Genomic DNA, 21,926 nt, shown 5'->3' with positions numbered 1-21,926 from the left:
GTGAAACGCTCGTTGAGGCGGTGTTGAGACGCGGCTGCGATTCTCGCGAGGTGGCGGTTGAGACCGCTCTTGATGTCTGGGTACTGTTGATCGCGGCCTCAATGCTGCGCGGGCGGCGATGCGGCGCGGCGGTTGAGGAACTGACCGAGCTGCTCTCGGTCCTACTGGGCCAGCCGTTTTCGGTCGCGGATCAGCTTCTGGCCGCGGACCAGACGGCGGAGTTGTTCGCCCGGATGCAGTCGGAGGCGTATTGGGATGCGTGGTCCGATCCAACGTCCGCCGCTGCGGCGTACCAGTATTTTTCGGAGCCGGATCTGGAGGTGTTTCGGACGGCAGGGGGGGCGAAGGTGCCGCCGGAGCTGATCGGGCGGCGGACGCAGCAGTTCACCGACCGGTGGATCGCCGAGTTCCTGGTCCACAACACGGTCGGCCGATGGTGGCTGGCCATGCATCCGGACAGCCGGCTCGCATCGGCCATGGCGTATCTGGTGGACCAGCCGGCAGGGCGTCAGACGCCTTTGACGTCCGTCGGCGAATTGAAGATCCTCGATCCGGCGTGCGGGACGATGAACTTCGGCCTGGCGGCGTTCGAGCTTCTGGAGGCGATGTACCGCGAGGAACTCGATCGCGCCGGCGCGGATGGCTGGCCTCAGTCTCCATCGGTCCGATCGGAGCGAGAGATTCCCCAAGCCATTCTGCGAAACAACCTGTTCGGCGTGGACGTTGACCGCCGGCCGCTGGTTTTGGCCGCCGTCGGCTTGTACGTGCGAAGCGGCGTGTCCGAGCCGTTTGCCCTCAATCTCACTTTGGCCGACGCCCTTGCCGAACGGCACCCAGCCGGTGACGGCCAATACGACGTGGTGCTGCTGAACCCGCCGTACCTCGATCGCCGCGATTATCCGCCGCCCCTCAAGACGGCTATGAAACGCCGCTTTCCCCGCAGCGGGAGAAATCTCTACACCGCGTTCCTCGAACGCTCGCTGGAACTGGTGCGTCCTGGCGGCCGGCTCGGGGCGATCACGCCGCAGACGTTCATGTTCATCAGCTCGCTCGAGCCGGTCCGCCGGTGGCTGACACAGCACGCCGCCATCGAGACGCTCGTGCACACCGGGCTGAACACCTTCGACGAGGCGGTCGTCGATTGCGCTTTCTACGTGCTTCGACGCAACGACCCAGCCGATCCGCCCGCGGACGGGGCGTGGTTCGTCCGCCTCACGGAATCGGACCAGAACGCCCAGGCCAAGGCGCACTGTCTCGGGCGCATCATCGACGAGCAGCGAAGCGGACGTTCGCATCCGCGGCTTTTCCACGCCCACCAGGCGGCATTCGATCGGATTCCCGGATCGCCGTGGGTCTACTGGGCCGAGGCCGAGTTGCACGACGCCTTCACAAAGTTTCCCGCGCTCGGCGATCATGCCGAGATCCGCCAGGGTCTGGCCACGACCGACAACTTCCGGTTCGTTCGCTACTGGTGGGAGATTCCCGACGATCAGATCGCCTGGAACTGCCGCAACGCCGAGGAGGCGGCACGGTCCGGCAAACGCTGGTTCCCGTACGCCAAAGGGGGCGGTTTCAAGCGGTGGTACTCGCGTCCGGAGTATCTGGTCGATTGGGAAGACGACGGCCGCGCGATCAAGCGGGAGATCCTTCGCCGATATCCGTACCTGCGGGGCAAATGGCAGTGGGTGGCCAAAAATGTCGAGTGGTACTTCCAGCCGGGCCTGAGCTACTCGTACCTGACGTCCAAGACGTTCAGCGCCCGCATCCTGCCCGGCGGCTGTATCTTCGACGTTGCCGGCTCGGCGGTGTTTCCCAAGGATCCCGCCCTCGTCCTGGCCGTGCTGAACTCGACGGCGTGCCGGCGGCTGCTCGAACTGATCAACTCGACCGTCAATTTCCAGATCGGCGACCTGGCCCGGCTGCCGATCCCGCGGCGGGGCACGGACGAACTGGCCGGTCTGGTCGCCCGCGTGGCCGCCATCCAGAAGCTGCGTGAAACGTTCGATGAGACCTCGCTCGATTTCGTCGCGCCGCCGCCGTGGGGCGGCGAGTTGCGAGGGCTGACGGCGATGGCCCGCGAACAGGCTGCACTCGAACACGAGATCGACCGCCAGGTGTGCGGATGTTACGGTCTGGAGGTTACCGAGCCGGATGAAATCGGCGATGGCGTCTTGCCCGGGATGGACCTGCGGCAACTGGCCCATCGGTGGGTTTCCTACGCCTTGGGTGTCGTCTTCGGCCGTTTCGCGCCGGGCCTTGCTGATCGACCGGGCAGCGGCCTCTACCGTCTGGAGGGTTTCGACGTTCCGCCGGTTCTGCGTCTCGATCGAGTCGCACTGGCTGGCCTTGTCGATCGCCACGCAAGACCTCTTGAGCCGTCATGCGATGGTCTGGCATCCGCCATATGCCGCGAAGGCCGCCTCTCGGCTGCCAACGCCATCGAGCGAATCCTGCACGTCCTGACGGCGATCCTGGGCGCATCCGCCGCCGGTGAGGTGGTCAGCGCTCTGACGCCGAAACAGCATCTCAGCGACTATCTTCGCAGCGGGTTCTTCCCAGACCACGTGAAGCTCTACCGAAATCGACCGATCTACTGGGTCGTGAAAGGGGAGGGCACCTCGCCTGACCTGCTGTACTATCATCGCCTGAGCGTGGAACACGGTTCAGAGACCCCTTGGAGATACTTCAACCCGCATGACGGGATTCTGCTGAACATCCTTCCGTTCCAATCGCGGCTGGCGGATGCGTCCTACAGGGCGTTCCTGACCAAGCACGCCAAGGCCTTCGCCGCCGGACGGTACGGTTGGGCGGGTTCGGCTGGGCGTTCCCGCAGTATCGGATCGGACACCTGAGGCCTATTGGCTTTCCGCCAGCACCAGCGTCTTGAGCAATTCCAGACGTTTCGAGGTCACATCGTACATGTAGACCCCGATCGTCCGGCTGCGGGCGTCCATCACCCACACCGCCTCTTGGGAATCCGTCTGCCGGGCCATCGTGATCGCGTAATCGCCGCCCCGATCCTGCATGCTGCCCGCCAGCGCCTCGGAAGTCAGCATGCCGCGATCCAGCACCAGCAGCGCCATCGTCATGAGCAGGGCCGAGCAAAGCAGTGCGATTATCAGTTTGGTTTGTTTGTCAGTAGTCATTATGGTCCTCCTTGGCGGTTATGTCGCCTCGCCGCCGCTACCTTCTTCGCCTTCGCCGATCCGGCTCTTCTTCCGTCGTCGCGCCGTAGGCCAGGTCGCGGACCAGGTCGCGACGGCCTAAGATCCTGACCTCGTCAATCTTCGACTTATCGTATATCAGGGCCAACAGCTCGCGGTTGGTCAGATCGACCACATAGACCGCGTCGGACGTGGTGCCCAGAATCGCGCCCGCGGTCATCAGGACGTTGCCCGACATGCCCATCGGCTGGGCGTGAGCCGTTTCCGGTTTGAGGAAATTCCCCACCAGCATGACGGCCAGGATCGCGTTGGTCGCGATCAGGCCAATGATCGCCAATTTTCTCATATCACACCTCCCAGAGTGTACGAATTTCAGTCCAGATGGGTCCGGCCGGGGTGTTTGAACCCGGCGATCAGCACCATGACCAGAATGCCCGTGCCAACCAGCCAGGGCAGGACCATTCGGTCGTCCCGCAGCAGCACATCCTGGGTTGCGCCGTTCGGGTCGGCCCCAAACGCCGCCTGGCTCAGCAGGGCCGCCGCCAGCGTCCCTCGCCACATCATCTTCCTGCACAGCGTCAACAAAGCTTCTCCTCCTTGTAAGGCCTTGCACCATCATAACATGCTTGTCGCCCGCGTCACAGCTTTTTGTTCGCCGGCGGGCATCGCAGCAGCTCGTCGAATTCGAAGGCCAGCCGGCCGAACACCTCGCGCGGGATCGTGACGGTGTCCCACCGGTCCGACCGCTGACGCAGATACGGGCGGTAGTCGTCCAGGTAGACCACGTAGAACCGGTAGTAGCGTTCGCGGAAGGTGAAGGTTTCAAACAGGCCGACCTGGTCGAGGTCGCTGAGCCAGAAGGCGAACGCGAACGCAGCCCGGAAGCCGTCACCGAAGACTTCCTGCCAGGTCGCCAGGGCCTCCAGGTCGCTGCGGTTGACCCACGGGTCGAACGACCAGCGGCGCTTGCCGCCGGCGGCTTTGCGGCCTTTGACGTCGATCAGCAGGTTGCGCCGTTCCGGCAGGTACAGCACGAAATCAAAGCTTTTGAGTTGGGTGTTGGCCAGGAGAGCCCGCTTGGCCTCGTCCACCGCCACGTAAGGCAGCGCCCGCTCGCGCAGCAGGTGCTCGAACGCCGCCTCGTAGTGGTTGGATCGTTTCATGCCTCAGCCGCCGACAAAGGCCGCCGGGTCCTCGAGGAACTTCTCGAGATCCACCTGCGACTGCGTGCCGTCGTCCAGGTTCTTGATCGTCAGAAGCTTCTGCTCCCTGGTCTCGCGGCCCAAAACCACCGCGGTCCGGGCGCAGCGGGACGCCGCCTGCTTGAACTGCTTGCCCACCGCCTGACGCTTGTAGGACATCTCGGCGGCGATCCCGCGCATGCGCAGCCGGCCGACCATTTCCAGGGCCGTCTGAAACATCTCGGCGTCCGCGTCGATGACGAAGACCTGTGGCCCCTGCGCGCCGTCCGTCTCCGGCAGCAGCTTCAGATCGGCCAGCAATTCCATCAGCACCGGATCGCCCATGCCGAACCCCACCGCCGGCATGTCCGGCCCGTTGAACAGGCGGATCAGGTTGTCGTAGCGTCCGCCGCCGGCGATCGCGCGGAGCTTGGAGCCGCGGTCGAACACCTCGAAGACAATTCCCGTGTAGTAGGCCAACCCGCGCACCACGTCCGCCCGATAGCGGAAGTAGTCGCCGACGCCGAAGTGGTCGAGGTAGCCCTTCAGTTCGTTCAGGCGGTCGAATTCGCATTTGGCCGGATCGCTTTTGACCAGATCCTTCATCGCCTCGAGATCGGGAATCCGGATGATCCGGGTGATCAGGTCGAAGTCCACGTCGGTAAAACCCTGGCTGAGCACGAACTCGCGGAAGGCGTCCGGTTCGAGCTTCTGGTAGCGGTCCATCACGGTGAAGACCCGTTCGTGGCGGTCGGGGCTCACGCCCTCCTGTTCGAGCAGCGCGCCGACGATGGTGCGGCTGTTGACCTGGACCTCGACCAGGTCCGGGCCGAGGCCGACTGTCCGCAGGAAATCCAGCATCACGAAAATGCACTCGGCGTCGGCCAGGACGCTCTCGGAGCCCAGCACGTCGACGTTCCACTGGAAGAACTCGCGCAGCCGTCCGCGCTGGGGCCGTTCGGCGCGGCACGCCCGCGGCATGGAGAACCACTTGATCGGCCGGGGCAGGGCGGCCGCCTTCGCGGCGATCATCCGGGCCAACGTCGGCGTGATCTCCGGCCGGATCGCCAGGTCCCGTTCGCCGCGGTCCTGGAAGCTGAACAGCTCCGAGACGATCCCTTCGCCCGATTTTACCGTGTAGAGCTCCAGGTGTTCGTAGAGGGGGCCTTCGTATTCCTCGAATCCGTGCCGGCGGCTCACCTGGCGCCAGTGGTCGAACAGCCAATTCAGCCGGGCCATGTGTTCCGGGTAGAAGTCCCGCGTTCCGCGAGGGGCTTGGAAGTCCGCTTTGCGTGGTTTGGTATCGCTCATCGTTCGCTCATCTCTACCGCGTCTCGACCTCGGTCTCGACCTGGATGGTCTGGCCTGGGGCTCCGGGCACCGTGAAGACCGCCCGCGTCTTGCCGCTGCGGCGGACCTCGTCGAATTCCGGTTCATAGTACACGACGTATTCGCCGCCGAAGGCCTCCGGACCCAGCACGACGAATCCGTGCCGGCCCGGCTGGCCGTAGGCCACCCTCACCGCCTTGCCCGTTTCGTCGAACAGCTCGAGCGTTCCCTGCCTCCAGTCCGGCGCCGACCGGCCATCCGGCGTGAACTTGATGACCACTTTGCTCTGGTAGCACTTGATCATCATCGATCCGGCGCCGAGCAACTCGTCCGACGGGTCGGACGCGGTCGAACGCTTGACGATCCGCCCGCGCGTCTCGACGTAGTCGCGCCGGCCCTGCTGGCGATACGCCTTGGCCTGGGCCCGCAGCGTCTTGTTGAGCAGGGCCTGATCGAAGTGCTTGCTGAACGCGTACTGGCCGGTCGTGACGCGGTTGAGCAGGTGCGCCTCGCCGTTGATCTCCAGCACGACGTAGTCGGCAATGTCCGGCTCCACCGTCACCCGGAACTGGGCCGTCTCGCCCACGTGCACGTAGTGCGGGCTGGTCTGCGTGTAGTCCTTGGGATTGAGGCTGTCCGAGTTGCCCCAGACGCTGACCTGTGCGGCGCAGCCGCCGGCGACGGGCAGACCCGCCGCGGCGAACCACAACGCCAGTGCGGTTGAACGGGGGAATCGCTTCATGACCTGGTGTTCCGTTTCTTTTTCGATCGCGCCCTGCTCTTGGCGCGTTTCTTCCGCAGAAACTCCTGGGCGAACTCCTCGACCTGCTCGGGGGTTTCGAACAGATGCTCGTGGGCGTCGCCGTCGCCGTGGAATTCGCAGTTGTCGGTGTCGTAGTTGCGGCAGATCCGCGGGCGACGCTCGTAGGTAGCGCAGCGGTTGTCGGACCCCAGGCTGTTGCACTTGGTCTTGAACGCGACGTACCAGTCGCCGTCCTCGACGAAGACGTAGACATTCCGGTGCAGCACGTACCACCGGATGTCGTCGAAATCCCCCGCGGTTTCCGGTTCGTCAATCTCCAGTGCCACGTGACGGCAGCAGATCGCGTTGCAGCCGTCGCACGTTTTCTTGCTGGCCTTCCTGCTCGCCATGCTCGAGTCGTTCTCCTTTCGCACCACAATGATAGCCGGTCAAAGACCCGGATTATAGTGCTTCGGCGGAACGCAGGCAACCATTCGGCAACCGGCGCTTTCGGATTTGCCCTGATGGGCTTAGAATGGTCTCGGCTGTTAAAACGAGGGCAGCGACCATGACCGGACAGATCGACCACACGAGCGACGCGCCAACGCGGGCAAAAGCCATCTTCAAACGCCTCAGGAAACACTACCCGCGCGTCACCACCGCGCTGAACTGGTCCAATCCGCTCGAACTGCTGGTGGCCACGATCCTTTCAGCCCAGTGCACCGACCAGCGGGTTAACCAGGTCACAGCGAACCTGTTCCCAAAGTACCGGACCACGCGGGATTACGCCCAGGCCGATCCGGCCCGTTTCGAACAGGAAATCCGCACAGCGGGTTTCTTCCGGCAGAAGACCAAGTCGATCATCAAGGCCGCACAGGAGATTCTCGATCGGTTTGACGGCTGCGTTCCGGACACCATGGAGGAACTGACCAGCCTGCCGGGCGTGGCCCGCAAGACCGCCAACGTCGTTCTCGGCACCGCCTTCGGCAAGAACGAGGGCATCGCCGTGGACACCCACGTCGGTCGGGTCTCGCTGCGTCTGGCCCTCTCGCCCGGCGCCAAGGACTCCAAGGACGCGGTTTGCATCGAGCAGGACCTGATGAAGCTGATCCCGCGGAAGGACTGGACTTTCTTCAGCCACGCGATGATTCTTCACGGCCGACAGGTCTGCCACGCCGCCAAGCCCCAATGTCCGATCTGCCCGCTTCTGGACCTCTGTCCGGCCGGCCAAGAGCGCGTGTCGGGTTGAGTCTCGTCGCCGCCGCGCAAGGAAAACCGACCGGAGAGCGTCCGGTCGGTCAGGCGACAAACGTAAAGACTTGCTATCGCGTCCGGCGTCGGCGGAACATCGCGGTAGTCAGTCCCATCACCAGCAGCGAGATCACGCTCGGCTCCGGCACGTCCTGCGTTATCGCAAAACCGGCGCCGAACGAGAGCTCCCACAGCGCGATGCCCATGTTGTCCGGCACGTACATATCCGGCAGCACGAACGAGATTCCCGGCTGGGTGTAGTCCTGGTAGGGCGTGCCATAGGCCGCGCCGTACGTCGCGAACTCCGGGTCCACTCCGTCGATCAGCGGGGCCACCGGCGATCGCTGCCACTGGGCCGAGCCCGGATTCACCGGAATATCGCCCGGCAGGTGCATCGGGATGTACTCGCCGTTCTGGAAGCCCACGTAGTAGATGTGCGTCACCAGCGGGACGAAGTCGAGGTCGTCGTTGGTCGTATAGACCTTGCTCGGGTTCTCGCTGTCGTAGAACCGCATGCCGGAAACCCGTATCGTCAGCGGACCGCTGCCGCCGAGCAGCATCAGGTTGTCCGGATCGTCCCTGACCGCCGGGGCGTTGACGTACCAGGTGTATTCGCTGACGATTCCCGGCCGCGCCACGTTGATTTTCTCCATGTAAACATCGACGTCCTGGCCGCCGACCTGGTAGAACGGCTGCGACATCGGGAAGGGCGCCGCCGTGATCAGCCGCGACTCGGACCACCCCTGACGCTCAAACGTGAGCGTGTAGTCGTGGTAGGCGATCAGACTGGCCGTTGCGGGCGCACAGACAAACAGCAGAGACACGATAAGCGTGCAGATTCTCTCTCTCATCTCTCTCACTCTCCCTCCAAGTTTAAACCACTACCCTCTCTGTGCGGTCGCAGACAGGCTCTCTCTCAGCAATCATACTAACAGAAGTCGTGTCACTATGCAATAGCCAACTGCTTGTCTTTCATAGGAATCTGTCCCGCCCGGCCTTGTTGCCCAAATTGCCTAGTTTACCAGCTTTTCTCTGATTGCCCATCTCCGGCAAAAGGCCGTTGTCCGGAGACCGCTTGGCGGGTATAGTTCTGGAGCGGAAAAAGTGGCATTCCCGCAGCCGTTTTGGAGGATACTCATTGTCGAAGCGCGACGGCAAGCTATGGAAGGCTCATGCCCAGGCGGAGTTTGAGCGGTGGGCCGAAACCTATGACCAATCCGTTCTTCAGCGCCTTTTGTTCCAGCGATGCTACTTGAAGTTCATTGAGCTTATCCTCGACGGCGGGTCGGCTAACGGCAACGGCGAGCTTCGCCTGCTCGATATCGGTTGCGGGACCGGCACGTTCATCTCGATGCTGGCCGAGACCAGCCTTCCGGTGCGGGCCTATGGCCTGGATATGGCGGTCCGGATGTGCCAGATCGGGGCTGAGAAGACCCGGCGGCTTGGCATTGACGATCGCATCGGGTTCATCGTGGCCGACTCGGAGCACCTTCCGCTCGAGGAGGGCGCGTTCGACGTGGTCACCTGTTCCAACTCCTTTCACCACTATCCTCACCAGTCGGTGGTGGTCGCCCAGATGTACCGGGCCCTGCGGCCGGGCGGTCGGCTGATCATCCTCGACGGTTTTCGCGACAACGTGATCGGCTGGTTCATCTTCGACGTCTGTGTCGCGATGGTCGAGAAATCCGTTCATCACTGCACCGCGTCGGAGATGTGCGATCTGCTGGAGACGGCCGGTTTCGAGCGGATCGTGCAGCAGAAGTTCGGCTTTTGGGCGCCGGTCCTGGCGACGGTGGGAATCAAGCCGGGCGGCGATTCGACGTAATATCCGAACCTTGAGGAGAACCGGGTGGCGGAGCCAATCGAACTGACCGGGGCTGTGGCGATCCTGGAGGTTGCCCGTCGGCTTGGGGCGACGATCGACCTGGACGAGTTGCTCGATCTGATCGTCAACGAGACGATCAAGGTCTTGGCCTGCGATCGGGCCTCGATTTTTCTCCACGAGGCCGACGCGCACGAATTCGTGACCAAGGTGGCCCACGGCCTCGGGCTGGTGCGGCTTTCCGCCGATCGCGGGATTCTGGGCGCCTGCGCCCGACAGCGGTGCCTGGTCAACGTTCCCGACGCCTACGCCGACGACCGTTTCAACCCCGATGTGGACCGCCAGACCGGTTACCGGACCCGCAACATCCTGAGTTGCCCGCTGATCGGCTACGACGGACAGCTTGTGGGCGTCGTCCAAGCCGTCAACAAGCACGACGGTGCGTTCGGAGCCGGCGACGAGCGGCTTCTGGAGGCCCTTGGCGCGCAGGCCGCGGTCGCCCTTCAGCGGGCGAGGCTGCTGCAGGAATACGCCAAGAAGCAGCGGATGGAGCAGGAACTGCAGTTGGCCCGCGAGATCCAGCAGGGCCTGCTGCCGCGGGACAATCCGCGGATCGACGGTTACCAGATCGTCGGCTGGAACCGGCCCGCCGATGAGACCGGCGGCGACGGCTACGACTTCATCAGCCTTTCGGACGATCGGTTGGGCGTGGTGCTGGCCGACGCCTCCGGCCACGGGATCGCCCCGGCGCTGGTGGTCGCCCAGCTTCAGGCGATGTTCCGCGTGCTGCTGTCGAGCATGGACCTGGGTCACTGCCGGGTCCTGCAATGCGTCAACAAGCGTCTGGCCGCCGACCTGCCGCCGGACCGATTCGTGACCGCCTTCTGCGGCGTTCTGGATACGCGACGCCACATCCTGCACTACTGCAGCGCGGGCCAGGGCCCGATCCTCCACGTCCGGCGCGGCGGACGTCTTGCCCGCTTCGACGCGACCGCCTGTCCGCTGGGCATCCTGCCCGAGATGGAATTCCACACGGACGCCCCGATCCACCTCCAGGTGGGCGAGAGCGTCGTCCTGGTCACCGACGGCTTTTACGAGTGGAGCAATTCGCGCGAAGAGCAGTTCGGCCTCGAACGCCTGGAACGCCTGGTGGTCGATCTGGCCGAGCATTCGGCGCAGGCCATTCTGGAGGGCATTCGCCGCGACGTGAACCGGTTCGCCGAAGGCACGCTTCAGCGGGATGATCTGACCGCCATCGTCATCAAGCGCACGGCCTGATCCGCGGCTACGGCGTTGGCGGCGTTTGCGGTTCGAGCCCGACGTTCGTGTCCACCGGCGGGATCGCGGGCAGGGCTCCGGGTTGCGGGACCACCGGCGCCGCCGCCTTCGGCTGGATCAGCATCAAGCGCACGTCCTGGAACTGGTTGAGCACGGCGATCCGGTGTTCCGTATCGATCGGGATCTGCTTGAAGGCGTCGCTGTCGTTGGCCAGGTACATCATGCGGCCGGGAAACTCCGACCAGGTGCCGGTGAACTCGCCCAGGTGGTCCAACTGCCGCACGTCTTTCTCCCGCACCGGCGACAGGTAGAACGGCAGCGACCATCGCTGTTCCGGGCTGATGAGGATCGGGTCGTCCGGCTGGCTGTACTTGTAGACGCTCGAGGTCAGCCGGCGGGTCGAGTGAACGTCGGCGATCTTGGGAATCTCGTTGTACGAGAGGTCCACCGCCACCAGCAGCGTCACCGCCGCCGCCACCCACGCCACCCGCTCCAACTGGCGGCCCCGCAGCAGCGACAGCAGCACCAACCCCAGCGCCGCCGCCCCGATCAGCCGGTAGAACGCCCGGATGATCCACCCGTATATCCCCCAGAACCCCTCGAACAGCGGCGGCAGCTCGCCCCAGTTGGCCCAGAAGTGCACGTAGATCGAAAGACCCGCAAACGCGATCAGCAGGGCCACCATCAGCCCGGACGCCGCCGCGGCCAGCGGGTAAGCCCACTGCAGGCTCGTCTCGCGGCGCCGCGCCGGAAAGTCGCTCTGCCAGTAGTCGTACATGTACCGGGCGCCGATGATCGCCAGCGGAACGATCGCCGGAAACCCGTAGTGCCACAGCTTGGTCTGGCTGAAGGCGAAAAACGCCACCACGAAGATCGCCCAGATCAGCAGGAACTGCGAACGCCAGTCGTTCTCGTCCCTTCGCCACGCGCTCCGGAACCGCCGTGCCGCCGCCACCGCGATCAGCCCCGTCCACGGCAGCAGGCCGACCGCCAGACCGCTGAAATACTCGATCAGCGAACCGTCGGCGTGGCCGTGCTTGTCGCTGTTGAACCGCTCCACGTGTTGGCTGTAGAAGAATTCACGCAGGAAATTCGGTTGGCCGGGCTCGCCGGGAAACTCCCGGGCCATGTAGAGGAACCACGGCCCGGCGATCGCGATGACCACGGCCAGGCCCAGGATGATCTTGAGACGCCAGATCAGGCCAAGCCGCCGCTGGAGCAGCAGGAACAGGAGAATCACCGCCGCCGGGATCAGCAGGGCGATCGGTCCCTTGGTCAGCACTCCCAACGCGATCGGCGGATACATCAGGATGAACCACCGGCGGCGCTGCGGATCGGAATAGCCCTTGATAAACGCCCACATCGCCAGTGTCACGAACGCGATCAGGTAGACGTCCATGCGGACGAACTTGCCCAGCCCGATCATGGCCGCGGTCGAAAGCAGCGTTCCCGCCGAGATCATGGCCACCAGGTGGTTAAACAGCGCCGCGGCCAGCAGGTAGGTCGCCAACACCGCCAAAACCGCTCCAGCCGCCGGCACCAGGCGGGCGGCGAAATCGACCCCGAAGTCCGTCGCGCCGAACAGCTTGAACGAGGCGGCGGTCAGCCAGAAGTACAGCGGCGGTTTGTCGAAGTAGGGGCCGTCGGTCTGCGGGACCAGCCACTCGCCGGTCAGGAGCATCCGTTTGGCGACCAATGCGTAGCGCCCTTCGTCCGGATCGGTCAACGCGGTGCGCCCGGCCCCGGAGAGGAAGACCACCATCGCCACAATCGTCAGCAGCGCCACCTGAAGCGCACGCTGGGCCAGTGGCTCCTCGAACGGAGAGGGATACTTGACGCCGCCATTGTCATTCATGCCGCTGCGATCCTTCGCGTCACACGAAATCGACCGGGAGAGTCGGCGGGATCAGCCGCTCGGTCTCCGCCCGGTAGAGCAACTCGTTGATGGCCTTCGTTCCTTCCGGCCCGCACCGGAGCGTCCACTGGTTTACGTACATGCGCACGAACGTCTCGAGCTGCTGCCGGTCCAGCCCGCGCGCGTAGTCCTGGGCGAAGTCCAGGGCCTCCTCCGGGTTCTCCATGCCGTACTCGATGCTCCGCAACACCAGACGCGAGAGGTCCTTCATCACCGCCGGACCCAGATCGCGCTTGACCGCGTTGACCCCAAGCGGAAGCGGCAGCCCCGTCTGGTCGGACCACCACTTGCCCAGGTCCAGCACGTTAAGCAACTCCATCTGCCCGTAGTTCACCTGGCCCTCGTGAATGATCAGTCCGGCGTCGACCGACCCTCCAGCCACCTGGAACAGGATCTTGTCGAATGGGATCACCTGGTAGTCGAAATGCCCCAGCACCATCCGCAGCACGAGAAACGCGGTGGTCATCGTGCCCGGCACGGCAATGGTCGCCCGTTCGAGTTCCTCAATCGTCATCGGCTTGGTCGCCACGATGATCGGACCGTATCCCATCCCCATACTCGCCCCGCACGCCATCAGGGCGTAATGCGACTTGACGTAGGCGTAGGCGTGCAACGAGATGGCGGTCAGGTCCAGCTTGCCGTTGGTGGCGTACTGGTTCAGCGTCTCGATGTCGGACAGCAGGTGCTTGATGACGTAGCCCTCGCTCGGCACCTTGCCGCTGGTCAACCCGTAGAACATGAAGGCGTCGTCCGAATCCGGGCTGTGCCCCAACAGAATTTCCTTGTCCGGCATAAGACTGCTCCGTAAAATCCAAACGCTTTAATTATAAACCGCCCTGAGCCCGGTGGCAAAAAGTTAGGAGCATAATCATGGCGAAAAAGTCTCCCGCGGCATTATCGTCGGATCACGCCTATGTCGTCAACCCCGCTCAACTGGGAGGGATCGATTTACTCAGCCAGATTGATGGTCCCGCCGCCGGCACCCGCTGCGCCTGGGTCAACACCGGGTCCGGTCTGCACTACAAGGTCTTGGTGGACCGTGGGTTGGATATCGCCGAGGCGTTCTACAAGGGCATGTCGCTCTCGTGGCTTTCGCTCAGCGGCGCGCCGCGCCCGGAGATGGCCATGCACCGCGGGCTCGATTGGCTCTGGGGGTTCTTCGGCGGTCTGGTGGCCAGTTGCGGCCCCTCGTCGGCCGGCGCTCCGTGTAAGGACGGGACGGAAGAACTGGGCCTGCACGGGCGGCATACGAACCTCTCAGCCTCGCTGGAGTCCGTGGTCGGGCCCGATCCGCTCCGCGGACTGACCGAGATGAGCATCACCGGCGTGGTTCGCCAGGCCAAGCTCTTTGAGCCCAATCTGGAGCTTCGCCGCACGATCACCTCGCCGCTGGGGCGCAGCCGGATCATCATCGAGGACACCTTCATCAACCGCGGCAACCTGGACGCGCCTCACGCCTGGCTGCTGCACATGAATTTCGGCTATCCGCTCCTGGAGCCGGGTTCCCAGTTCCTTTTCGCCGGAAAGACCACGCCGATCGGCGAACACGCGGCGGCGCACTTCAAGAAACGCAATCTCCGCGTCGTTCCCGAGCCGCTGGACGAGCATCGCGGGACCGGCGAGGCGTGCGTCTACATCGACCCGGACACCGACCGGGCGGGCAACGTCTGCTGCGGCGTGCTCAATCCGAAACGCAAGTTCGGCGTCAAGCTGACCTTCCTCAAGAAGCATTTCCCGCGCGTGGTCAACTGGCAGCACTTCGGGCCCAACGGCCAGTACGTGATGGGCATCGAGCCGGCCAACTGCGGCGTCGAAGGGCGAAACGTCGACCGCCAACGCGGATGGCTCGACGTGTTGCGGCCCGGCCAGGTCCGGGAGTACAAGATCGCCATCGACGTGGTGGAAGGCCCAGCCGAGATCGCCGAGTTCAAGAAGGCCGCCGGCGGGAAGTAGCCGGATCAGCGTACCGCAGCGCGTCCGATGAAGCCCCGACCGCCGCGGTCGGAAGGGTGCCCGGGACCACCCCCGTATTGGTCAATAGTTTTTCCGCACGGCTGGCTCGGCAGGAACCACCGCAGGCATCCGCGAGCCCTTCTCATCCCTGGTCAATCCGCCGCTTTCATCCAGGTGCAGCGTCGCGGTCGGCGGGGCCGGCCATAGGAGTCCTCCCACGAAGATCGCGACCATCACGGTCCAGAACAGCACCGGGGGCATGTGGTAGGGTCCATGCTCGACGTGCCCGGTGATCAACTGGTCGAGGCACGAAAGCCCGAGCTTGATTCCGATCCACGCGACCAGCATGTAGGCTGCGGTTTCCAGCCGCGGGAACCGTTCGAGGATCCGCAGAAAGACCCCCGCGACGAAGCGCATCGTGATGATGCCCAGGACCCCACCGGTGTAGATTACCCACTTACGGTCCGACATGGCCACCGCGGCCACAATGGAGTCCACGCTGAACGCGATGTCGGTCAACTCCACGACCGCCACCGTCTTCCAGAATCCCATGGTCGCAGAGCCGGCCCGCCCGCCGCCGTGGTCGGACGACCGGCGCAGGAAATGCTTGAATGCCAGGTAGAGGAGATAGCCGGCTCCGACCGCCTTGAACTGCCAATAGGCCACCAACCACGCCGCGAAGATCACTCCCCAAAATCGGAAGAAAAACGCCCCGAAGATCCCGTACTTCAGCGCTTTGGATTGCTGCGATTTGGGGAGGTGCCTGACCAGGATGGCCAGGACCAGCGCGTTGTCGGCCGAGAGCAGCCCCTCCAGGACAACCAGGGAGACGATAATGGCTACGTTGTGTACAAAACTCGCCTGTTCCATCGCTTTGTTCCAGAATTCCGAATGGGCGGAATCATAGCATCGAAGGCCGGTTGCCGCAAGAATTCCCTGTTTCCGGGGCCCGCGATCGCTATAATCGTCGGGTTGCTTTTTCCCGGAAAGGTGAGAACTGATGAGCAAGCCGACCAAACACACGATGATCGTCGCCTCGCATGCCCACTGGGACCGCGAATGGTACGCCGTGTTCCAGGAGTTCCGCATGCGGCTGGTCGATCTGATCGATGAGGTAGCCGGACTCCTAGAAGACAAGGATGCCCGTTTCGCCGCGTATAACCTCGACGGGCAGGCGGTGGTGGCTGAGGATTACCTGGAGATCAAGCCCGACGCCCTCGAGCGGCTCCGCCAACACGTGGCCAGCCGCCGGCTTCTGGTCGGACCGTGGTACATCCTCCCCGATGAGTTCCTGGTCAGCGGCGAAGCCCTGGTGCGCAACCTGCTTCGCGGCAAGCGGATCGCCGAGAGGCTCGGGCATTTCCCCAACGTCGGCTACCTGCCCGACTGCTTCGGCCACGTCGCCCAGATTCCGCAGATTCTGCTTGGTTTTGGCGTCGATAACATCGTCTTCTGGCGAGGTCTGGGCCTGGAACGGCCGGCGCCGGAGATGTTCTGGCGGAGTCCCGACGGGACGAAGGTATTCGGCTGTCACATGGTCGAAGGCTACGGGAACGTCTGCACCAGCGACAAGAAGACGTATCGGGAGAAGCTGGACCTGTTTCGCGAGCGGATCGAGTTTCACCGCGCCTATTCCCGCAGCGGGCTGGGTCTGCTGATGCACGGGGTCGACCACGCGCCGGTCGACCCGGACGTGGTGAAGATCATCGACGATCTGAACCGCGAGTACGACGACATGGAGTTCCGGCACGGCAGTTTCGAGGACTACATCGACCTGCTGCGCGAGCGTCAGTGCTCCGAGTGGCCCACGTTCGATGGCATGCTCCGCGACACCAAACGCCACGAGAAGACCGGCGCCGTCGTGCTCAACGGTATTCTATCCGCCCGTATCTATCTCAAACAGGCCAACGCCGACTGCGAGATCGAGATGGCGCGATGGGCCGAGCCGATGGCGGCGATCGACCGGCTGATGTTCGGCGGCGACCGCCGCGGCTTCCTGGACAACGCGTGGATGTGGCTCCTGCGCAATCAGCCGCACGACTCGATCGGCGGCTGCAGCATCGACCGCGTCCACCAGCAGATGATGACGCGGTTCCAGTGGTGCCGCGACATCAGCGACAGCGTCTGCCGGCGTGTGTTCCACAAGCTGACCTGCGGCGAGGCGTCCGAGCGGAAGGACTATCGCATCGCCGTGTTCAATCCGATGCCGTTCGCGGTTTCCGATCTGGTTGAGGCCGATATCCCGCTGGTCAAGACCGAGTGGGAGCCGATCGAATACGCCGACGGCGCGCGTTTCGATCCGCAAAAGACGATCCGCAGCGTGCGCCTGGCCGCCCAGGACGGCACGTCGATCGCCGCCGAACTGGTCGGCGTCACCGACGGCCTCGAGTATTATCCCAACGTCCGCGAGTGCGCGCCCTTCCGCAACGCGGTCAAGGCCCGCGTGCGATTCTGGGCCGACGACCTGCCGGCGATGGGCTATCGCCAGTTCCGAGTCATGCCGCTCAACGCCCATCCGGCCCGGACGGTCTCGTTGCTGACCGATCAGCGGACGATGGAAAACGAGCACCTGACGGTGCGGGTCGAGCCGAACGGGACGCTGACCGTCACCGACAAGGCCTCGGGCAAGACGTTCCAGAATCTGCTGTACTTCGAGGACGGCGGCGACGTGGGCGACGAGTACAACTACAGCCCGCCGATGAAGGACCAGGTGGTCACCACCCTCGGCGGACCGGCCCAGATCAGCGTCCTGCATGACGGGCCCGGCGCGGCCACGCTGGGGATCGAGTATGTCCTGAGCATCCCCGCCGAGGCGGCGATCGACCGTGAGGGGCTCGAGCTGCGCGACCGCAACGGCGAGTTCTTCGCCGATCGCGCCGCGCGGCGGGTCGAACTGCCCATCCGCGCCGAGGTCACACTGGGCAAGGCGGCCAGATTCATCCGCGTGAAGGTGACCGTGGACAACCAGGCCCGCGACCATCGTCTCCGCGCGATGTTCCCGACGGGCTTGGCCGCTGAGCGGGTCAGCGCCCTGCAGCAGTTCGACGTCGACTCGCTGCCTGTGATGGTCGAGCCGGTCGATCCGAAGGTCTGGACGGAGGATCAGCCGGAGCAGTATCCGCATCACGGCTTTGTGGACATGGCCGATGAGCGAAACGGCCTGGCCGTGTTCGCCCGCGGCCTGCCCGAGTTCGAAGTCACCCGCGACGCCGCGCGGGCGATCGCGATCACGCTGCTGCGGTGCGTCGGACGCCTCAGCCGCGGTCACTTCCTGACCCGTGGCGAGCACGCCGGTCCGGTCCTGGCGACTCCCGAAGCCCAGTGTTTCGGCCGTTACGAGTTCGATCTGGCCGTCTATCCGCACGCCGCGTCGTGGCCGGCGGCCCGCGTCCTGGAGTTTTCGCAGCAGTTCCTGGCCGGCCTCAAGACGTTCACGCCGCTGCCCTCGCTGGCCGCCGGCGATGGATCGATGTCGTTGCTGTCGCTCGACGCCCAGGGCGTGATGATCGACGCCCTCAAACCCGCCGAAGACGGTCAATCCACCGTTCTGCGGCTGACAAACTACACCGGCGAAACGCAGAAGGTGGTCCTGACCCTCAACTTCCCGTTCGAGCAGGTCCGGTTCGCAAGGCTCGATGAGACGGTTCTGGATGAGGGCCCGGCGCGGAATGGGAAGGCCATCACGCTTGAGATCGAGTCGCGGAAGATCGTGACGCTGGCGATCGCCTGAGCCGCCGGCGGGTCTTTACGAGGCGGCCAGGCCTCGCCCCGCGGCAAAGCCGTTGATGACGTCCAGCAATTGCTGGCGGTTGGGCCGGCCGTCCGGATCACGCGGCAGCATCGGTCCCGAGAGGGCGATCAGTTGGTGCGGCCGGGCGTGTTCGCTCAGGCCTTCGACGCCTCCGGCCCGGACCCGCGCCTCCATCTGGGCCAGAAGCTCCGACTGGCGGTGGCGGTCCAGTTCCTCCGGCAGCACCACGGCGGCGCAGAGCTGATTTCGTCCCCGCCCGTCCGGCCGCGCCAGCACGACGCAATCCTCCAGAAAGGCAAAGGTCTCGGTCAGCGAGTGCTCGATCTGCGCCGGCCAGATCCGGTAGCCTTGTACCACCAGCGCCTCGGACGCTCGCCCCTGGACGCTGAAGCACTCCCGTTCCTGCCCGCCGCAGACCGCGCCGAGATGCGAGGTGCGAAGCCACGGCGTCTGCCAGGTCGACAGCGTCTGGCCGTCCCAGTACCCCGTCGAGAGGCCGTTGCCCCGCACCGCCAGGTAGCCCTCGCGGCGGTCGTTGGCGCTCGCGGTGATCTGCGGATCCTCCTCGACCTTCACGTTGCAGTGTTCCAGTTCCACACCCGCCGCGCTATCCCGCAGCGCCAGTTCATACTCGCGCCGGCACAGGTTCAGCGGCACGCCCAACGCGTAGCCGCCGGTGGCCGACGTGCCGAAACAGTTGATCAGCGGCAGGTCATACGTCTCGATGAACGCCAGCGACACCCGCGTCGGCAGGCCGCCCGCGTCGGTGATGATGTACTTGAGCCCGCTCGAGCTGATGTCGCTTGCCCGTCCGGGATTCTCGAGCAGGTCTTCGATCACCTCCGGCGCCACCCTCGCCACGTGCGCGCCGCTCTGGCTGGCGACCTGCCAGAACTCGTGCCCCTTGAGGCGATGCGGCAGGACGCATCCGGCGCCCGACATCACCGCCGCCAGCGCCGGCACAAAGCCCGCGCAGCGGGTGAGCTCCACGCCGCATAGCACCCGCACGCCCTCTTTAATCTGCAGCCACTGCGCCACCGACAGGGCGCTGGCCGCCAGGGCCAGCGGGGTGTACACGTAGGCGTGGCAGTGCTCGTCTTCATCCCGGCCGTTGAGGTAGACCAGTGGTTCATTCCACAGCGAATCGTCCACAGCATCCTGAGGTTGCCGCGACCCCTGGTCTTCCGCGAGCAGATCCTTGGCCGCCAGGGGATTCGGGCCGGCCGACCAGACGTTCGCCCTTCCCAACTCGCGCGTGATTTCACCCAACCGGTCCACCAGCAGGTCCGGCATTTCGTCCAGCGAGGGGATCAGCACGCCCAACGGGTGCAGGGATTGGAGGCACTGGACCTCGTGCTCGAAGGCCTGGCTCAGCGGGTTGATCAACGCAAATGGGCGACGCGCCTGCATCGCCGCCAGCGCCGCCTCCACGCTCAGGCCGTGCTGCCCTCCCAGTATCCCGATCAGCCCTTCCGGCAGCGACGCCAGCGATTCGGCGAGGGTGAACGCCCGTGAAAACAGCTCGCTATAGGTCCGGACGAAGGGTTCGTGCCTTTCCGGAAGTGAAAATATCAGCGCGGCGTCCCGCGGACGGCGACGCGCCCAGAGCATCAGGGCGTGGATCGGACTGGTCGCCGGGGGAGTAAACTTCACCGCTCGATTCGATTTGATGCAACGGAATAACCGTGCCTCACCCGACATCAATGCGTATGCCTCGCACGCTTGTGAGCCGAAATGATGCTTCAACGCCTCCAGTACACACAGTCTATAAATTTCCCCGGTTTTCGTCAACGCTTTACTTTCTGCTCTCCAAAAACAAACCGCGACCCCAAAGGGGCGCGCCGCAGTGCTTCACGTGGGGGAATCCGACCGGTGGGCGCCTACTCCAGGCTGTGGAGAAGCTCGGTGACTTGGTTGCTGGAGGTGATGCCGCTTCGCACCAGGCGGTGGGCGTCCTCTCGCAACGTGGGCAGGCCGTCGGCTTTGAGGGCGGCTTGGATACCGCTGACGTCCTGGCCCTGGATGATCGCCTGGCGAAAGCTCTTGGTCATGTGGGCTGCTTCCGCCACGGGTATCCGGCCGCGGTAGCCGGTCTTGAAACACTTGGTGCATCCGCCCGAGACGTAGGGTTCGTTCGGATCGTTGGTGGCGACCCGGCAGTTCGTGCAGAGGCGTCGCACCAGGCGCTGGGCGACAATGCCGGTCAGGGCGCCGGTCAGTTGGTAGGGGGCCAGGCCCATGTCCACCAGGCGCAGCACCGCGCCGGCCACGGTCGGCGAGTGGATCGTGCTGATCAGCAGGTGTCCGGTCAGGGCGGCTTCGAGGACGATGGCGGCGGTGTCCGGATCGCGGACCTCGCCGATCGCCACGACCTGCGGATCCTGCCGCAACAGCGACTTGAGGGCGTCCTTGTAGGTCAGTCCGCCGGCGTACTGGCCGATCTGCACCTGCGTAATGCCCTCGACGCTGTACTCGACCGGATCCTCGATGCTGATGACGCTGCACCCCGGCCGCGCGCCCAGGATGTGATGCAGAAACGAATAGATGGTGGTGGTTTTGCCGCTGCCCGCCGGGCCGGCGATCAGGATCATTCCCTGTGTCTGATACGCCATTTTCTTGAGCAGTTCGAGCGTCTTGTCGTTATAGCCCAGTTGATCGAGCTGCGGGATTCGCTCCAAGCCGTGAAAGAAGCGGACCACCGCGCGGGTGCCCCAGACGGTGGGAAACGTCGAGACCCGCATGTTGATGGGCTTGCCGCCGGTTCGGCTCGACGAGTAGTCGGCCCGGCCTTCCTGGGGTTTTTTCTGCAGGTGCGTGTGCAGGCTGGCCATGACCATCAGACGCGAGATGATCTGCTTGCCCAATTCCTGGTTGACCCGCTTGACCAGATGAAGGATGCCGTCGATCCGGATCTTGACGGCCAGACCCTCGGCGTCCGGCTCGAAGTGCAGATCGCTGGCCTTCACCTGGATGGATCGGTCCAGCCACAAGTCCACGATCTGGCCCGCGTTTTCCTGGTCCGTCGCCTCGCTGTCTCTGGCCACCGGCGTCTCCTGGGGGTTCTCAATTGGGCCGCTGCGTGTCGCGTTCTTCCTATTGACAGACTTCCCGCAGCACGTGCTCTTCCACGTACACGGGCACCTCCGTCGCCACGCCGAGGGCGATCGCGTCGCTCGGACGTGAGTCGATTTCCCTCAACCGGCCGTCCTGGCGGACCATCAGCCGGGCGTAGAACGTCCCGTCGCGAAGGTCGTTGATGACGATCTTCTCCAACTGGCCGCCCAACTGCTCGATCACGCTGGCCAGCAACTCGTGGGTCAGCGGACGGAGGGTCTGGATGCCCTTGAGCCGCCGGTCGATGGCACAGGCCTCAGCGATCCCGATCACGATCGGAAACGTCCGGGTGCCGTCACGCTCCTTGAGCACGATGATCTGACGGTCCTCGGTCTCCGTGATGATGATCTTGGCCAGGTCCATTCGTACCTGCATGAGGCACCCCTTTCTCATCTAAAAGCTAACGCTATACAAGAAGCGTGGCAA

20 protein-coding genes are annotated in these 21,926 nt (G+C 64.4%); 6 read left to right on the top strand and 14 right to left on the bottom strand.

The genetic code is table 11. The annotated features are described in order from the left end of the window. Window positions 1–23 precede the first annotated feature (23 nt). Window positions 24–2,852, top strand: a complete 2,829-nt coding sequence (locus GXY33_06005; protein ID NLX04678.1) for an N-6 DNA methylase — start codon at window positions 24–26, stop codon at window positions 2,850–2,852. A gap of 3 nt (window positions 2,853–2,855) precedes the next feature. Here the strand turns inward: GXY33_06005 and GXY33_06000 are convergent, their stop codons facing one another. The 7 genes from GXY33_06000 to GXY33_05970 are packed head-to-tail and all read right to left on the bottom strand — an operon-like array spanning window position 2,856 to window position 6,826. Then, on the bottom strand, window positions 2,856–3,146 hold the full coding sequence (locus tag GXY33_06000) for a hypothetical protein (GenBank protein ID NLX04677.1): 291 nt from the start codon (window positions 3,144–3,146) through the stop codon (window positions 2,856–2,858). A 37-nt stretch (window positions 3,147–3,183) separates the two neighbouring features. Then, the gene (locus GXY33_05995; protein ID NLX04676.1) at window positions 3,184–3,510 is read right to left on the bottom strand and encodes a hypothetical protein; all 327 of its coding nucleotides are present in this window, start codon (window positions 3,508–3,510) and stop codon (window positions 3,184–3,186) included. Between the two features lie 26 nt (window positions 3,511–3,536). Then, window positions 3,537–3,746, bottom strand: coding sequence for a hypothetical protein (locus tag GXY33_05990; GenBank protein NLX04675.1), 210 nt, complete (start codon window positions 3,744–3,746; stop codon window positions 3,537–3,539). 56 nt (window positions 3,747–3,802) lie between these two features. Then, window positions 3,803–4,327 (bottom strand): HYExAFE family protein, encoded by a 525-nt coding sequence (locus GXY33_05985; protein ID NLX04674.1) that lies wholly within the window; start codon window positions 4,325–4,327, stop codon window positions 3,803–3,805. Window positions 4,328–4,330: 3 nt separating this feature from the next. After that, on the bottom strand, window positions 4,331–5,656 hold the full coding sequence (locus tag GXY33_05980; protein NLX04673.1) for a histidine--tRNA ligase: 1,326 nt from the start codon (window positions 5,654–5,656) through the stop codon (window positions 4,331–4,333). A 13-nt stretch (window positions 5,657–5,669) separates the two neighbouring features. Then, a complete protein-coding gene (locus GXY33_05975) occupies window positions 5,670–6,416 on the bottom strand; it encodes a hypothetical protein (GenBank protein ID NLX04672.1) in 747 nt (248 codons plus the stop codon). Next, the gene (locus GXY33_05970; GenBank protein NLX04671.1) at window positions 6,413–6,826 is read right to left on the bottom strand and encodes a YkgJ family cysteine cluster protein; all 414 of its coding nucleotides are present in this window, start codon (window positions 6,824–6,826) and stop codon (window positions 6,413–6,415) included. Before GXY33_05970 ends, GXY33_05975 begins: the two co-directional genes overlap by 4 nt. A gap of 158 nt (window positions 6,827–6,984) precedes the next feature. Here GXY33_05970 and nth point away from each other — a divergent pair, with 158 nt between their 5' ends. Next, on the top strand, window positions 6,985–7,665 hold the full coding sequence (gene nth / locus GXY33_05965; GenBank protein ID NLX04670.1) for an endonuclease III: 681 nt from the start codon (window positions 6,985–6,987) through the stop codon (window positions 7,663–7,665). Between the two features lie 73 nt (window positions 7,666–7,738). On the opposite strand, the gene GXY33_05960 is transcribed toward nth, so the two are convergent. Next, window positions 7,739–8,518, bottom strand: a complete 780-nt coding sequence (locus GXY33_05960; GenBank protein ID NLX04669.1) for a PEP-CTERM sorting domain-containing protein — start codon at window positions 8,516–8,518, stop codon at window positions 7,739–7,741. 287 nt (window positions 8,519–8,805) lie between these two features. Between GXY33_05960 and GXY33_05955 the strand changes: the two genes are divergently transcribed. Further along, the gene (locus GXY33_05955) at window positions 8,806–9,492 is read left to right on the top strand and encodes a class I SAM-dependent methyltransferase (protein ID NLX04668.1); all 687 of its coding nucleotides are present in this window, start codon (window positions 8,806–8,808) and stop codon (window positions 9,490–9,492) included. A gap of 24 nt (window positions 9,493–9,516) precedes the next feature. Continuing rightward, window positions 9,517–10,767 (top strand): SpoIIE family protein phosphatase, encoded by a 1,251-nt coding sequence (locus GXY33_05950; GenBank protein ID NLX04667.1) that lies wholly within the window; start codon window positions 9,517–9,519, stop codon window positions 10,765–10,767. Window positions 10,768–10,774: 7 nt separating this feature from the next. Here the strand turns inward: GXY33_05950 and GXY33_05945 are convergent, their stop codons facing one another. Then, a complete protein-coding gene (locus GXY33_05945) occupies window positions 10,775–12,622 on the bottom strand; it encodes a glycosyltransferase family 39 protein (protein ID NLX04666.1) in 1,848 nt (615 codons plus the stop codon). 19 nt (window positions 12,623–12,641) lie between these two features. After that, window positions 12,642–13,475, bottom strand: a complete 834-nt coding sequence (locus GXY33_05940; GenBank protein NLX04665.1) for an ABC transporter substrate-binding protein — start codon at window positions 13,473–13,475, stop codon at window positions 12,642–12,644. 77 nt (window positions 13,476–13,552) lie between these two features. Here GXY33_05940 and GXY33_05935 point away from each other — a divergent pair, with 77 nt between their 5' ends. Then, entirely contained in the window at window positions 13,553–14,635 is a 1,083-nt protein-coding gene (locus GXY33_05935) for a DUF4432 family protein (GenBank protein NLX04664.1), read from the top strand. 81 nt (window positions 14,636–14,716) lie between these two features. Here the strand turns inward: GXY33_05935 and GXY33_05930 are convergent, their stop codons facing one another. Beyond that, complete coding sequence (locus tag GXY33_05930; protein NLX04663.1) at window positions 14,717–15,505, bottom strand: TerC family protein; 789 nt, start codon at window positions 15,503–15,505, stop codon at window positions 14,717–14,719. Between the two features lie 130 nt (window positions 15,506–15,635). On the opposite strand from GXY33_05930, the gene GXY33_05925 reads away from it, so the two are divergent. After that, complete coding sequence (locus GXY33_05925) at window positions 15,636–18,365, top strand: hypothetical protein (GenBank protein NLX04662.1); 2,730 nt, start codon at window positions 15,636–15,638, stop codon at window positions 18,363–18,365. A 15-nt stretch (window positions 18,366–18,380) separates the two neighbouring features. Here the strand turns inward: GXY33_05925 and GXY33_05920 are convergent, their stop codons facing one another. The 3 genes from GXY33_05920 to GXY33_05910 form a co-directional block, all read right to left on the bottom strand. Beyond that, the gene (locus GXY33_05920) at window positions 18,381–20,039 is read right to left on the bottom strand and encodes an acyl--CoA ligase (protein NLX04661.1); all 1,659 of its coding nucleotides are present in this window, start codon (window positions 20,037–20,039) and stop codon (window positions 18,381–18,383) included. Window positions 20,040–20,266: 227 nt separating this feature from the next. Further along, window positions 20,267–21,430, bottom strand: a complete 1,164-nt coding sequence (locus GXY33_05915; GenBank protein NLX04660.1) for a type II/IV secretion system protein — start codon at window positions 21,428–21,430, stop codon at window positions 20,267–20,269. 49 nt (window positions 21,431–21,479) lie between these two features. After that, window positions 21,480–21,875, bottom strand: a complete 396-nt coding sequence (locus tag GXY33_05910) for a bifunctional nuclease family protein (protein ID NLX04659.1) — start codon at window positions 21,873–21,875, stop codon at window positions 21,480–21,482. Window positions 21,876–21,926 lie beyond the last annotated feature (51 nt).

It is taken from the genome of Phycisphaerae bacterium (genome assembly GCA_012729815.1).
Lineage (GTDB): Bacteria > Planctomycetota > Phycisphaerae > JAAYCJ01 > JAAYCJ01 > JAAYCJ01.
The sequence above is the reverse complement of the archived record's forward strand: the minus strand, read 5'-3'. Positions and strand labels throughout refer to the sequence as shown.